The following is a 13,391-nucleotide window of genomic DNA, read 5'->3' on the forward strand; positions in this document are numbered from 1 at the left end:
GGTGGTGGCGGCGATCAGCGTGACCCAGCGGTTCTCCACCGCCGGAAGCAGGGAGTCCTGCTGCGCCTTGGTGAACCGGTGGATCTCGTCCAGGAACAGGACGGTCTCCTTGCCCAGGGCACCGATCGCGCGGCGGGCGCCGTCGATCACCGCGCGCACCTCCTTGACCCCGGCGGTGATCGCGGAGAGCTCGACAAAGCGCTTGTCGGCGGCCCGGCTGACCACATGGGCGAGGGTCGTCTTGCCGGTGCCCGGCGGACCCCAGAGGATCACCGAGGAGACCCCGGCCGGGCCGGCGCCGTGCTCCCCCACCAGGCGGCGCAGCGGCGAGCCGGGCCGCAGCAGATGGCCCTGGCCCACCACCTCGTCCAGATCACGGGGGCGCATCCGGGCCGCCAGCGGACGTCCCGCGGGCTCCTTCTCCTGACGGTCCTCGGCGGCGGCGGTGAACAGGTCGGGCTCCACATCCGCCACCCTACTGGCCGGATACGACAACCGGCCGGGCCCGCCCGGGAGCCGCCGGAAGCGGCGGGCTCAGAACCAGAAGTCCCACCAGCGGGTGAGGATCAGCATGCCGATGATGCCGATGTGCACGGTGGCCGGCACCCAGTGGAACTCCAGCAGCCCCCGGCGCAGCCCCTCGGGCACCCGGACGAAGCCGTGCCGCACGGTGTGCACCACCGTGTACCAGAACATCACGGCGGTCACCACCCACACCAGATTGCACCACAGGCACAGCGCGCCGATGTTGTACAGCGACTGGTACATCAGCCAGGTGCAGAAGCCGACGCCGAAGGCGGTACCGGCCAGCAGCCCGCGCCAGAACCAGGCCCGGTACCGGGCGCCGGCCAGCAGCGCCATGCCGATGGTGATCACCGAGGCATAGGCGGCCATGCCCAGCATCGGGTTGGGGAAGCCGAAGACCTCCGCCTGGTCGCTGGTCATCACGCTGCCGCAGGAGACCACCGGATTGATGGAACAGGCCGGCTGGTAGTTCTCGTTCTCGGCCAGATGCAGCTTGTCGATGATGATGACCCAGGAGGCCAGCAGGCCGAGGAAGCCGGTGATGACCAGCATCAGCGCGAACGGCCGGCTCGCTCCGGTGCCGGCCGGACCGCCCTGCTGTGCTTCGTCCTTGCGCCGCTGGGCCGGCACCTCGGCGGGCATGTCGTCGAGGTCTGCGGTGGTGGTCATCCTGGTGTCCTCATGCGGTCAGAGGTCGTGGGGGGACGGGGCACTGCGGCCGGACCGCACCCCGGGCCGGCGAGGCCGTCGGCGGCGGTCCGGAGAAAGCCGGTGTCGCGATGGCCATTGTTGCACCGGCGTCAAGAGGACGAACCGAATCGTGCGCGCACTTCTTCCCCGGCCGCGGAGAGCGGCACCGCGGTCTGCTCCCCGCTGTGCAGATCCTTGAGCTGCACCACGCCCTCGGCCAGATCCCGCTCCCCGGCCACCAGGGCGAAGCGGGCCCCGGAGCGGTTGGCGGACTTCATGGCGTTCTTCAGGCCCCGGCCGCCATAGGCGAAATCGGCCGCCACCCCGGCCCGGCGCAACTCCGTGACCAGGCTGAACAGCGTACGCCTGGCCTGCCCGCCGAGCGGCACCGCATAGACCTCGGTGGCCGGCGGCACCTTTGGCGCCACCCCTTCGGCGCGCAGCGCCAGCACCGTGCGGTCCACACCCAGCGCCCAGCCCACCGAGGGCAGGGCCGGGCCGCCGATCATCTCCGACAGCCCGTCGTACCGCCCGCCGCCGCCGATGGCGGACTGTGCGCCCAGCCCGTCATGGACGAATTCGAACGTGGTTCTGGTGTAGTAGTCCAGTCCACGCACCAGCCGGGGGTCGTCCTCGAAGGGGACACCGGCCGCGCCGAGCAGCTCCCGCACCTCGTCGTGGTAGTCCCGGCACGCCTCGCACAGGTGGTCCCGCATCAGCGGGGCGCCGCCGAGTCGGGCACGCACCTGGTCGCGCTTGTCGTCCAGCACCCGCAGCGGATTGATCTCGATCCGCTTGCGGGTCTCGTCGTCCAGATCCAGACCGCGCAGAAAGTCCTGGAGGACCGCCCGGTAGGCCGGGCGGCACTCCCGGTCGCCCAGCGAGTTCAGCAGCAGCCGGAAGCCGGTCAGGCCGAGCGACCGGTAGCCGTCCACGGCCAGGATGATCAGCTCGGCGTCCAGCGCCGGGTCCTCGGCCCCGATGGCCTCCGCCCCGACCTGGGCGAAGTGCCGGTAGCGGCCCTTCTGCGGGCGCTCGTAGCGGTAGTAGGAGCCCGAGTACCAGAGCTTGACCGGCAGATTGCCCGCCTTGTGCAGACCGGCCTCCAGGGCCGCGCGCAGCACCGACGCGGTGCCCTCGGGACGCAGTGCGAGCCGGTCGCCGCCCTTGGTGGTGAGGGTGTACATCTCCTTGGTCACGATGTCGGTGGACTCCCCGACACCGCGGGCGAAGAGCTCGACCTGCTCGAAGCCGGGGGTCTCGGCGTAGCCGTAGCCGGCCCGGCGCACCGGCGCGGCCAGCGCCTCCCGCACCGCCAGGTGTTCGGCGGACTGCGGCGGCAGCAGATCGTAGGTCCCCTTGGGGGCGCGGAAACTGGGTGCACTCACGGGTGGTGTCGTCACATTCCTCGTCGCGGCGGCGCGGGCTCCGCGCCGCCCCGGCCGTCGGCCACCGCCCGCAGGAAGGGGTTGGTGGCGCGCTCGCGGCCGATGGTGGTCTGGGGGCCGTGTCCGGACAGCACCACGGTGGAGTCCTCCAGCGGCAGGCACACACGTGCCAGCGACCGGAGGATCTCGGCGTGATCGCCGCCGGGCAGATCGGTGCGTCCGATGGAGCCGGCGAACAGCAGGTCGCCCGAGAACAGGACCGGCGGGATGTCGTCCTGCCCGGGCATCCGGAAGGTCACCGACCCCTTGGTATGGCCCGGGGCATGGTCGACGGTGAGGTCCAGACCGGCCAGCTCCAGCCGCGCACCGTCGGTCAGCTCCCGCACATCGTCCGGCTCCCCGACGGTCAGCTCGCCCAGCAGCTGCTTGCCGATGGCCATGCCCAGCCCCCGGGCCGGGTCGCTCAGCATGTAGCGGTCCTCGGGGTGGATCCAGGCGGGCACCTCACGGGCGCCGCACACCGGGACCACCGAGGCGACATGGTCGATATGGCCATGGGTGACGATCACCGCGACCGGCTTCAGACGGTGTTTGGCCACTGCGGCCTCGACCCCTTCGGCGGCCTGGTGCCCGGGGTCGATGATCACGCATTCCTCACCGGCCGCGGGGGCCACCAGATAGCAGTTGGTCCCCCAGGCACCGGCCGGGAAGCCCGCGATGAGCACTTTCGCCCCTGTCTGTCGGTGGGTGGTGTCGGTGGGCCGAGGGCCGGTCGCCCGCGCACCGGCCGGCGGCCGGCGGGGCCCGCCCGGTGGGAAATCCTACCGGGCGGGCACGGGCCGGGCGCGAACCGGTTACGGTACGCCAGTGGGACGCGGGCGGAGGTGTCCGCCGGGGCTGCGCCGCACACGGGTGTCCGGCGCAGTTCCCGGCGGGACCGTGCGGCAATTGCCGCTCGCAGAGTGCGGACAGCCGGGCCGCCGGTCGCCTATGTTGGCGTTGTGGACGGGCGGCCCTGCGTCAGTGCACCGCGTCGCTCGGCATCCGGGCTACCACCGGATGAGGAACTGTGGACGATGCCGCGGGGCCGACGGCCCCGGCCGGGTGTCATGTGGAGGAGGCGCTGTGAGCAGCGACCCGTGGGGCCGTGTCGATGAGAACGGCACTGTGTATGTGCGGACCGCCGACGGGGAGAAGGTCGCCGGCTCCTGGCAGGCGGGCTCGCCGGAAGAGGCCCTCGCCTACTTCGAGCGCAAGTACGAGGGCCTGGTGGTGGAGATCGGGCTGCTGGAGCGCCGGGTGCGGACCACCGACCTGTCGGCCAAGGACGCCAACACGGCCATCGGGCACATCCGGGAACAGGTCGACGCCGGGCACGCGGTCGGGGATCTGGACGCGCTGAGCCAGCGGCTGGACAAGCTGGCCGGGCTGGTGCAGGAGCGGCAGGCCGAGCGCCGGGCCAGCCGGGCGCGGCAGAGCGAGGAGACCCGGCAGGCCAAGGAGGCGCTGGTCGCCGAGGCCGAGCAGCTCGCGGCCAGCGACCAGTGGCGCACCGCCGGGGAGCGGCTGCGGGCGCTGGTGGACACCTGGAAGGGCCTGCCGCGGCTGGACCGCAGGACCGACGACGAGCTGTGGCACCGTTTCTCGCACGCCCGCTCGGCGTTCTCCAAGCGGCGCAAGGCGCACTTCGCGGCGCTGGACGCGCAGCGCGAGGAGGCCCGGCGGCGCAAGGAGAAGCTGATCGCGGAGGCCGAGGAGCTCTCCGGCTCCAGCGACTGGGGTCCGACCGCCTCCCGCTACCGGGAGCTGATGCGGGAGTGGAAGGCCGCCGGGCGGGCGCAGCGGGAGGTGGAGGACGAGCTGTGGGCCCGGTTCCGGGCCGCCCAGGACGTGTTCTTCGCCGCCCGCGGCGAGGTGTTCGCCGAGCGGGACGCGGAGTACCGCGACAACCTCTCGCGCAAGGAGGAGCTGGCGGCCGAGGCGGAGAAGATGCTGCCGGTGACCGATGTGCGCGCCGCGCGGGCGGCGCTGCGCTCCATCGGGGAGCGCTGGGAGGCCGTCGGCCCGGTGCCCCGGGACGCCCGGCCGGCCATCGAGGGCCGGCTGCGGGCCGTGGAGCAGGCCGTGGCCGAGGCCGAGGAGGCCGAGTGGCGCCGCACCAACCCCGAGGCCCGGGCCCGCGCCGCCGAGCTGACCGGCCGGCTGGAGGAGGTCGTGAACCGGCTGCGCGGCCAGATCGACACCGCCCGCGCCGCGGGCAACAACGCCCGGGCGGACAAGCTGGAGAAGGAGCTCGCCGGCCGCCAGGCACTGCTGGACCAGGCCCGCAAGAGCCTGGAGGAATTCGGCGGCTGACCGCCGTCTCCGGCGGGGGCGCCGCCCGGGCGGCGCCCCCGCCGGAGCGGGTCAGTGCTTGCGGGAGGGGGTGACGCGGTAGACGTCGTAGACGCCCTCCACACCGCGCACCGCCTTCAGCACATGGCCCAGATGCTTGGGATCGCCCATCTCGAAGGTGAAGCGCGAGGTCGCCACCCGGTCACGCGAGGTCTGCACCGCCGCCGAGAGAATGTTGACATGCTGGTCGGACAGCACCCGCGTGACGTCCGACAGCAGCCGTGACCGGTCCAGCGCCTCGACCTGGATGGCCACCAGGAAGACCGAGGACTGGGTGGGCGCCCATTCGACCTCCAGCATCCGTTCCGGCTCCCGGGACAGCGACTCCACATTGACGCAGTCCGCGCGGTGCACCGAGACGCCGCTGCCCCGGGTGACGAAGCCGATGATCGGGTCGCCGGGCACCGGGGTGCAGCAGCGGGCCAGCTTGACCCACACGTCCGCCGTGCCCTTGACCACCACGCCGGGGTCGGCGCTGGACCGGCGGCGCGCGCCGCGGGCCGGGACCGGCGGCGCCGACTCGGCGACATCCTCGCCGGCCGCCTCCTCGCCGCCGACCGCCTGCACCAGCTTCTGCACCACGCTCTGCGCCGAGACATGTCCCTCGCCGATCGCGGCGTACAGCGCCGAGATGTCCGGGTAGCGCATCTCATGGGCCAGGGTGACCAGCGCGTCCCCGGTGAGGATGTGCTGGATCGGCAGGTTCTGCTTGCGCATGGCCCGCACGATGGCGTCCTTGCCCTGCTCGATCGCCTCGTCCCGGCGCTCCCGGGAGAACCAGCCGCGGATCTTGTTGCGGGCCCGCGCGGACTTGACGAAGCCCAGCCAGTCCCGGGACGGCCCCGCGCCGGCCGCCTTGGAGGTGAAGATCTCCACAGTGTCGCCGTTGTCCAGGGTGGACTCCAGCGGCACCAGCCGGCCGTTGACCTTCGCCCCTATGGTGCGGTGCCCGACCTCGGTGTGCACCGCGTAGGCGAAGTCCACCGGGGTGGCACCGGCGGGCAGCGCGATCACATCGCCCTTGGGCGTGAAGACGAAGACCTCGTTGCGGGACAGGTCGAAGCGCAGCGACTCCAGGAACTCGCCCGGGTCGGTGGTCTCCTTCTGCCAGTCGAGCAACTGCCGCAGCCAGGACATCTCCCGGACCGCGTCGCCGCCCTTCTCGCTTCTCTTCGGGGGCGCGCCCAGGCCGCGGGCGCCGCCCGCCACCGCCTGCTGCTTGTACTTCCAGTGCGCGGCGATGCCGTATTCGGCCCGGCGGTGCATCTCGTAGGTGCGGATCTGGAGCTCCACCGGCTTGCCGCCCGGACCGATCACCGTGGTGTGCAGCGACTGGTACATGTTGAACTTGGGCATGGCGATGTAGTCCTTGAACCGTCCGGGCACCGGGTTCCACCGCGCGTGCACGGTGCCCAGCGCCGCATAGCAGTCGCGGACGGTGTCGACCAGCAGCCTTATCCCCACCAGGTCGTAGATCTCGGCGAAGTCCCGGCCGCGCACCACCATCTTCTGGTAGATGGAGTAGTAGTGCTTGGGCCGTCCGGTGACGGTCGCCTTGATCCGCGCACCGCGCAGATCGTTCTGCACCTCTTCGATCACGGTGGCCAGATAGTCGTCCCGCTTGGGGGCGCGCTCGGCCACCAGCCGGACGATCTCGTCGTACATCTTGGGGTAGAGGATGGCGAAGGCCAGGTCCTCCAGCTCCCACTTGATGGTGTTCATGCCCAGCCGGTGGGCCAGCGGGGCGTAGATCTCCAGGGTCTCGCGGGCCTTCTGCTCCTGCTTCTCCCGCTTGAGAAAGCGCATGGTGCGCATGTTGTGCAGCCGGTCGGCCAGCTTGATGACCAGGACCCGCGGGTCCTTGGCCATGGCGACCACCATCTTGCGCACCGTCTCGGCCTGCGCGGCCTCGCCGAACTTGACCTTGTCCAGCTTGGTGACGCCGTCCACCAGCAGCGCCACCTGGTCACCGAAGTCGCGGCGCAGATTGTCCAGGCCGTACTCGGTGTCCTCCACGGTGTCGTGCAGCAGCCCGGCGCACAGGGTGGCGGTGTCCATGCCCAGTTCGGCCAGGATGGTGGTGACGGCCAGCGGGTGGGTGATGTACGGGTCGCCGCTGCGCCGCTTCTGGCCGCGGTGCCAGCGCTCGGCCACCTGGTAGGCGCGCTCGATCTGGCGCAGCGCCGAGGTGTCCGCCTTGGGATCGCTGGCCCGGACCACCCGCAGCAGCGGCTCCAGCACCGGGTTGTAGGGGCTGGAGCGCTGCACGCCCAGCCGGGCGAGCCGGGCGCGCACCCGGTTGGAGGAACCGGAGCGTCCGGAGACGCCGGAGATGGCGGGCACCGGCGGCGGGGCCGGGGCGGGAGCGGCCTTGCGGTCCGGGGCGTCGCCGTTCCGCCCCACGGCCGTCGAGCCGGCGGCCGGGCGGTGCTTGCCGTTCACCGGCGCGGCGTCGTGGCTGGTCGGCCCGCCAGTGGTGCGCGGCTGGGGCTCGTCTGGCAAAGGAGGCTCCCGGGGGACGGTCGGACTGCCATGGTAGCGAGCCGGGGCCGTCGGCACGTTTCGGCGATGTGGCCGGGTCGGTGACTCGCTTCCCGGGCCGGTGTCGCAGCGGGCCGGGAGCGTATCCGAACGCCGCCGCGGCGGGACTCATTCCCCTGCGGTGGACCCGGCGCGGCGGTGGTCCGGCGGCGCGGCCCGGTCTCAGAGGGTGAGCAGCACGTCCAGCGGGGCCGGGCCGAGCGCCTCGCGCAGCCGCTCCCGGCCGGCCAGGAAGCCAAGCTCCATCAGCATGGTCACCCCGGCCACCTGGGCGCCGGTGCGGCGGATCAGATGCAGCGACGCCTCGGCCGTGCCGCCGGTGGCCAGCACATCGTCGATCACCAGCACCCGGTCCTCGGGGGTGAGGTCCTCGGCGTGCAGTTCGATCTCGGCGCTGCCGTACTCCAGCTCGTAGCTCTGCGAGAGAGTGGCACCGGGCAGCTTGCCGGCCTTGCGGACCGGGATGAAGCCCACCTGGGCGCGTACCGCCACCGGCGCGGCCAGGATGAAGCCGCGCGCCTCCAGACCGGCCACCTTGGTCGCCCGCCGGCGCCGGCAGATGGCCGCCATGGTCTCGGTGACCAGAGAGAACGCCTTGGAGTCGGCGAGCAGCGGGGTGATGTCCTTGAACCTCACCCCGGGCCGCGGGTAGTCGGCCACCTCCCGGATCCGGCTGAGCAGCAGTTCCCGGATCTCCTCGGGCGCGGGCACGGCGGGGGCCGGGGGAAGGCCCGCCGGGGTGCCCGGTGTGCCGCCGCCGGCCCCGGGCACCGTCGCGTCGCTCATCGCCGGGTCACCGCCGCTTGCCGGACGGGCGGCCACGGCCGCGGCTGCGGGACACCGGCTGGCGGCGCTGGACCACCACGAAACCGTCCTCGTCGGTCGGCAGGGTCTCGTCGGCCGGGGCGCCCGGACGGGACACCGCGAGCTGGACCGCGGAGGGCGCGTTGAGGTTGGTGGTCTCGCCCTCCTCACCGCGTTCGGCGCGCTCCGCCCGCTTGGCCATGATCCGCCGGTCGTGCGCCCTGATCTCCGGATCCCGCAGCCGGAAGTCCACCACCACCGGGGTGGCGATGAAGATCGAGGAGAAGGTACCGGCGGCCAGGCCGATGAAGAGGGACAGCGCGATGTCCTTGAGCATGCCGCCGCCGAGCAGGCCGGTGCCGATGAACAGCAGGCCGCCGACCGGCAGCAGCGCCACGATCGAGGTGTTGACCGAGCGGACCGCGGTGGCGTTGATGCCCTGGTTGGCCAGCTCCGCGTAGGTGAACCTGGTCTGTTTGGTGACCGAGGCGGTCTTCTCCTTGACCTTGTCGAAGACCACCACCGTGTCATAGAGCGAATAGCCGAGGATGGTCAGCAGACCGACCACGGTGCCGGGGGTCACCTCGAAGCCCACGAAGGCGTAGACGCCGATGGTGATCACCAGGTCGTGCGCCAGGGCCACCAGGGCGCCCAGCGCCATCCGCCATTCGAAGGCGATGGCCAGATAGAGGGTGACCAGGGCGAGGAAGATGATCACCCCGCGCAGTGCCTTGTCGGTCATCTGCTCGCCCCAGGACGGGCCGACCAGCTCGGCGTTGACGTCCTCCGCCTCGACGCCGGCCTCCTCGGCGAGCGCCGCGCGGACCTCGGCCGACTGCTCCGTGCTGAGCTCGGTGACCTGGACCCGCACCGAGCCGCTGCCCAGCTCCTGCACCCGGGCGTCGCGGCCCACGGTGTCCCCGACCACCTTCCGGGCGTCGGCCTGCGAGATCGAGGTGTCCGACGGGGTGGTGAACACCGCTCCGCCCTCGAAGTCCACGCCCATGAACAGGCCCCGGACCCCGAGGCCGGTCAGCGAGACGATGACCAGCAGGACGGTGATGGCGTACCAGAACTTGCGACGGCCGACGAAGTCGTAGGAGACCTCACCGCGGTAGAGCTTGGCGCCGAGTGTTCCGAACCGGGACATCTCAGGCCTCCTTGGCTTCGGCGGGGACGGGGGCGACGGCCGGCCGGCGGGTGCCGCGCCGGATGGGCGGCGGTGCGCCCAGCCGCTTGGGGTCGAGTCCGGACCACTTGTGGCCGCGGGCGAAGAACCGGCGCCGGCCCAGCAGCGACAGCATCGGCTTGGTCAGCAGGAAGACCACGACCACGTCCAGCGCGGTGGTCAGGCCCAGCACGAAGGCGAAGCCCTGCACCGTGCCGACCGAGACGATGAACAGCACCAGGGCGGCCAGGATGGACACCACGTCCGAGACCAGGATGGTGCGCCGGGCCCGGGGCCAGGCCCGCTCGATGGCGGCCCGGATCGGGCGGCCCTCCCGCACCTCGTCCCGGATCCGTTCGAAGTAGACGATGAACGAGTCCGCGGTGATGCCGATGGAGACGATGGCGCCGCAGATGGCGGGCAGGCTGAGCGCGAAGCCGATGCCCGGGCCGAGCAGGGTCATCACCACATAGCTCAGCAGGGCCATGCCGGCCAGGCTGCCGATCGCGACCACGCCCAGCAGCCGGTAGTAGAAGAGGAGGTAGCCGACCACCAGGAGCAGGCCGATGCCGCCGGCGATCAGGCCGGCCTTGAGCTGCTCGCTGCCCAGGGTGGGCGAGACGGTGGTGACGTTGCCCTCCTCGAAGGTCAGCGGCAGCGCGCCGAACTTCAGGATGTTGGCCAGGTCCTCGGCCTCCTGCTGGGTGAAGGGGTCGGCCTGACCGCCCTCGATGATGGCGCTGCCGCCGCCGAGCCGCTCGCTGACCGAGGGGGCGGAGACCACCTCGCCGTCCAGGACGATGGCGAACTGGTTCTGCGGCGGGGCCTTGAGGGAGAGCTCCTCGGTGATGTCCGCGAAGCTGTCGCCGCCGGCCTGGTTGAAGTCCATGCTGACGATCCAGCCCTTGCCCTGCTGGGTGTCGAACACGGCGTCCGCGCCGGTCAGGTCGGTACCGGGCACGGCGACCGGGCCGAGCTGGTACTTCAGGCCGTCCTCGCCGCAGGCCACGACCTCGGCGTCGGGCTCGGCCTGCGCCGCGGCACGGCCGGCCGCCAGCCGCTTCTCGGGGGTGGAGCAGTCCAGCGCGGCCAGGTCGGCGGTGATGCCCTCCAGCCCGGCTGCGTCCCCGGTGGCGCCCTCCGTGGTGCCCTCGGTGTCTTCGGTGCCGTCCTCGGCGGCGGGCGTCCCGTTGTCCTCCGTCGCCTCCGCGGTCTCCTCGGTCTCTGCGGCCGGGTCCTGCTCATCGGTGCGGAAGGAGGCGTGGGTGGCGTCGGTGGCGGGCTCACCGATCAGGGTGTCGGCCGGCGGCGCCAGGCTCTGGTCGCTGGTTCCCTCCCCGGTCTCCCCGGAGGCGCCGTCCTCCGTCGCGCCGTCCCCGGTGGCGCCTTCCCCGGACTCCTCCCCGGTGTTCCCGGTGCTCTCGCCGGTGCCGCCCTCGGCCTCCGCTCCCGGCTCGCCCTCCTGGCCGGCGTCCTCCTCGGCGGTCCCGTCGCCCGTCCCGCCGGTTTCCCCGGTCTCCTCCCCGGTGCCCTCCGGGAGCACGGTGGAGTAGTCGATGGTCACGACCGGGCGGAAGGACATCTGGGCGGTGGTGCCGACCTGCTCCCGGGCCTGCGCCTCGTCGGTCCCCTTGGGGATGGAGACCATGATGTTGCGGTCGCCCTGCGCCTGGACCGTGGCCTCGGACACACCGAGGCCGTTCACCCGGCGCTCGATGATGCTGACCGCGGTGTTCAGGTTCTCCTGAGTGACCGCGCCCTCCTCGATGGAGTCCTCGGTGGCGGTGAGCGTGATGCTCGTACCGCCTGCCAGGTCGATGCCGAGCCGGGGAGTCAGCTCACCCGTGGCGAACATTCCGCCGGTGAGTACGGCCGCGAGCACCAGGAAGGCCACGAGGGCACGTCCCGGCCTGCCCTGCGCCGTACGGTCCTTCTTGGCGCGCTTGGGGGGCCTGAAGCCCGGGTTAGGTCCAGCCACCTTCTCGTCTCTTTCTGTCCAACGGCTCGCGCCCGGTGGTCGCGGCGCGGCTGGCGGTACCACCCGGACCGCTCCGGTCCGGGGGATGGTGCCTCAACGGTTCCGTCCACGCTCAGGTGCCGGCGGCCACCCGGCCGCCGGCACCCGGCTCAGGACTTCCCGCCTTCGCCGTCGTGCTTGGAGTCGTCGCCCGGTTCCTTGTCGGCCGGCGCACGCTTGCCGAGATCGATGCCGCTCTCCTCGGGCTCCCGGTCGCCCTCGGTGAGCGAGGAGGCGTCGTCCGGAACTTCCGGGCTGTCGTCATCTTCCAGATCCTCCGGATCGGTTTCTCCGTTCACGATCCGGTGGTATTCGTCGGCCTCCAGAATCGCGGAGACCGCCTGCTTGCTGAACACGGCGTGCATGCCGGGCTCCAGCTCCAGCAGCAGTGTGTCGTGACGCACCTCTTTGACCAGGGCATACATGCCGCCGATCGTGCGGATGCCAGTGCCTGGTTCGATCGAGTTGCGCATGTCCTCGAGCTGGCGCTGCTTGTTCTTGGCCGAGCGGGTCATCAGCAGCATGACGCCGATCACCAGGACGAGCGGGAGTAGAAGTTCCACGGCGGGATTTCCTTGACACGGCCGGTATCAGCCGGCCTGAAGTGTGGGGCGGGGGGTATGCCATCTTCTTGAGATGGCGTCGGCGAAGTCTAAGCGAGGCTTCGCCGCAGGAACAACGTCAGTGACAGCGGTGATGTTCCGGCCCGGGTGCCCGGACCGGAGACGAATGGCCGGTTTCCATCGTATTCAGGTATCGAACAGACCGCCCTGGGCCGATGGTCCCTCGGGTGGCCGCAGGCCGAGATGGTGCCAGGCCGCCGGGGTGGCCACCCGGCCGCGCGGAGTGCGGGCCAGCAGGCCCTCCCGGACCAGAAACGGCTCGGCCACCTCCTCCACCGTCTCCCGCTCCTCCCCCACCGCGACCGCCAGGGTGGACAGCCCGACCGGGCCGCCGCCGAACAGCTTCAGCAGCGCGCCGAGCACGGCCCGGTCCAGCCGGTCCAGTCCGCGCTCATCCACCTCGTAGACCTCCAGGGCCCGGGCCGCCACCGCCGCGGTGATCGTGCCGTCCGCCCTGACCTGGGCGTAGTCCCGCACCCGGCGGAGCAGACGGTTGGCGATCCGCGGGGTGCCCCGGGAGCGGCCGGCGATCTCGGCGGCGCCCGCGGTGTCCACCGAGACATCCAGCAGTGCGGCGGAGCGGTGGATCACCCGTTCCAGCTCGGCGCTGCCGTAGTACTCCATATGACCGGTGAAGCCGAAGCGGTCACGCAGCGGCGGGGGCAGCAGCCCGGCCCGGGTGGTGGCGCCGACCAGGGTGAAGTGCGGAAGCTCCAGCGGAATGGCGGTGGCCCCGGGTCCCTTTCCGACGATCACGTCGACCCGGTAGTCCTCCATGGCCATGTAGAGCATCTCCTCGGCCGGACGGGCCATGCGGTGGATCTCGTCCAGGAACAGCACTTCGCCCTCCTGGAGGGAGGAGAGGATCGAGGCGAGATCCCCGGCGTGCTGCACGGCCGGTCCGGAGGTGATGCGGATCGGGGCCCCCATCTCGGCGGCGACGATCATCGCCAGGGTGGTCTTGCCCAGGCCCGGAGCGCCGGAGAGCAGCACATGGTCGGCGGTGCCGCCGCGGGCGCGGGCGGCGCGCAGCACCAGGTCGAGCTGCTCACGGACACGCTCCTGGCCGATGAACTCCCCCAGGCTGCGCGGACGCAGGGCCGCCTCGACGGCGGTGTCCTCGCTGTCCGGCGCGGCGCCGACCAGGCGTTCGGCGGATTCCTCCCGGCTCATGACCGCCCCCTTCCGGCCCGGCCGCACCGTCGGGGAACGGGCGTCTCGGCGGTGCGGCGGTCGGACAC

Annotated in this window: 11 protein-coding genes; 1 reads left to right on the plus strand and 10 read right to left on the minus strand. The window is 71.9% G+C overall.

Features of this window, described 5'->3' with window-relative positions; all coding sequences use genetic code 11:
- The 4 genes from BM242_RS22000 to BM242_RS22015 form a co-directional block, all read right to left on the minus strand.
- A partial coding sequence (locus tag BM242_RS22000; RefSeq protein WP_139238401.1) for an AAA family ATPase occupies nt 1-465 on the minus strand: 465 nt, incomplete at its 3' end.
- A gap of 69 nt (nt 466-534) precedes the next feature.
- The gene (locus tag BM242_RS22005; RefSeq protein ID WP_093840642.1) at nt 535-1,194 is read right to left on the minus strand and encodes a vitamin K epoxide reductase family protein; all 660 of its coding nucleotides are present in this window, start codon (nt 1,192-1,194) and stop codon (nt 535-537) included.
- Between the two features lie 131 nt (nt 1,195-1,325).
- The gene (gene hisS, locus BM242_RS22010; RefSeq protein ID WP_093840643.1) at nt 1,326-2,618 is read right to left on the minus strand and encodes a histidine--tRNA ligase; all 1,293 of its coding nucleotides are present in this window, start codon (nt 2,616-2,618) and stop codon (nt 1,326-1,328) included.
- Nucleotides 2,615-3,328, minus strand: coding sequence for an MBL fold metallo-hydrolase (locus BM242_RS22015; protein WP_093840644.1), 714 nt, complete (start codon nt 3,326-3,328; stop codon nt 2,615-2,617). Before BM242_RS22015 ends, hisS begins: the two co-directional genes overlap by 4 nt.
- A 400-nt stretch (nt 3,329-3,728) precedes the next feature.
- Between BM242_RS22015 and BM242_RS22020 the strand changes: the two genes are divergently transcribed.
- Nucleotides 3,729-4,958 carry a DUF349 domain-containing protein gene (locus BM242_RS22020; RefSeq protein WP_093840645.1) on the plus strand — a complete coding sequence of 410 codons (1,230 nt, stop codon included), beginning with the start codon at nt 3,729-3,731 and terminating at the stop codon, nt 4,956-4,958.
- Between the two features lie 51 nt (nt 4,959-5,009).
- Here BM242_RS22020 and BM242_RS22025 read toward each other — a convergent pair whose 3' ends face one another.
- The 6 genes from BM242_RS22025 to ruvB all read right to left on the minus strand — a co-directional run bounded on the left by BM242_RS22025 (nt 5,010) and on the right by ruvB (nt 13,323).
- Nucleotides 5,010-7,499: a RelA/SpoT family protein gene (locus tag BM242_RS22025; protein WP_425443913.1), complete on the minus strand. Its 2,490-nt coding sequence runs from the start codon at nt 7,497-7,499 to the stop codon at nt 5,010-5,012.
- Nucleotides 7,500-7,700: 201 nt separating this feature from the next.
- Complete coding sequence (locus BM242_RS22030) at nt 7,701-8,324, minus strand: adenine phosphoribosyltransferase (protein ID WP_093840782.1); 624 nt, start codon at nt 8,322-8,324, stop codon at nt 7,701-7,703.
- A 7-nt stretch (nt 8,325-8,331) separates the two neighbouring features.
- Nucleotides 8,332-9,492, minus strand: a complete 1,161-nt coding sequence (gene secF / locus BM242_RS22035; protein WP_093840647.1) for a protein translocase subunit SecF — start codon at nt 9,490-9,492, stop codon at nt 8,332-8,334.
- Between the two features lies 1 nt (nt 9,493).
- On the minus strand, nt 9,494-11,488 hold the full coding sequence (gene secD, locus BM242_RS22040) for a protein translocase subunit SecD (protein ID WP_245834392.1): 1,995 nt from the start codon (nt 11,486-11,488) through the stop codon (nt 9,494-9,496).
- Between the two features lie 149 nt (nt 11,489-11,637).
- On the minus strand, nt 11,638-12,090 hold the full coding sequence (gene yajC / locus BM242_RS22045) for a preprotein translocase subunit YajC (protein WP_093840648.1): 453 nt from the start codon (nt 12,088-12,090) through the stop codon (nt 11,638-11,640).
- 186 nt (nt 12,091-12,276) lie between these two features.
- Entirely contained in the window at nt 12,277-13,323 is a 1,047-nt protein-coding gene (ruvB, locus tag BM242_RS22050; protein ID WP_093840649.1) for a Holliday junction branch migration DNA helicase RuvB, read from the minus strand.
- Nucleotides 13,324-13,391: the final 68 nt, after the last annotated feature.

Source organism: Streptomyces aidingensis (assembly GCF_900112355.1).
Lineage (GTDB): Bacteria > Actinomycetota > Actinomycetes > Streptomycetales > Streptomycetaceae > Streptomyces > Streptomyces aidingensis.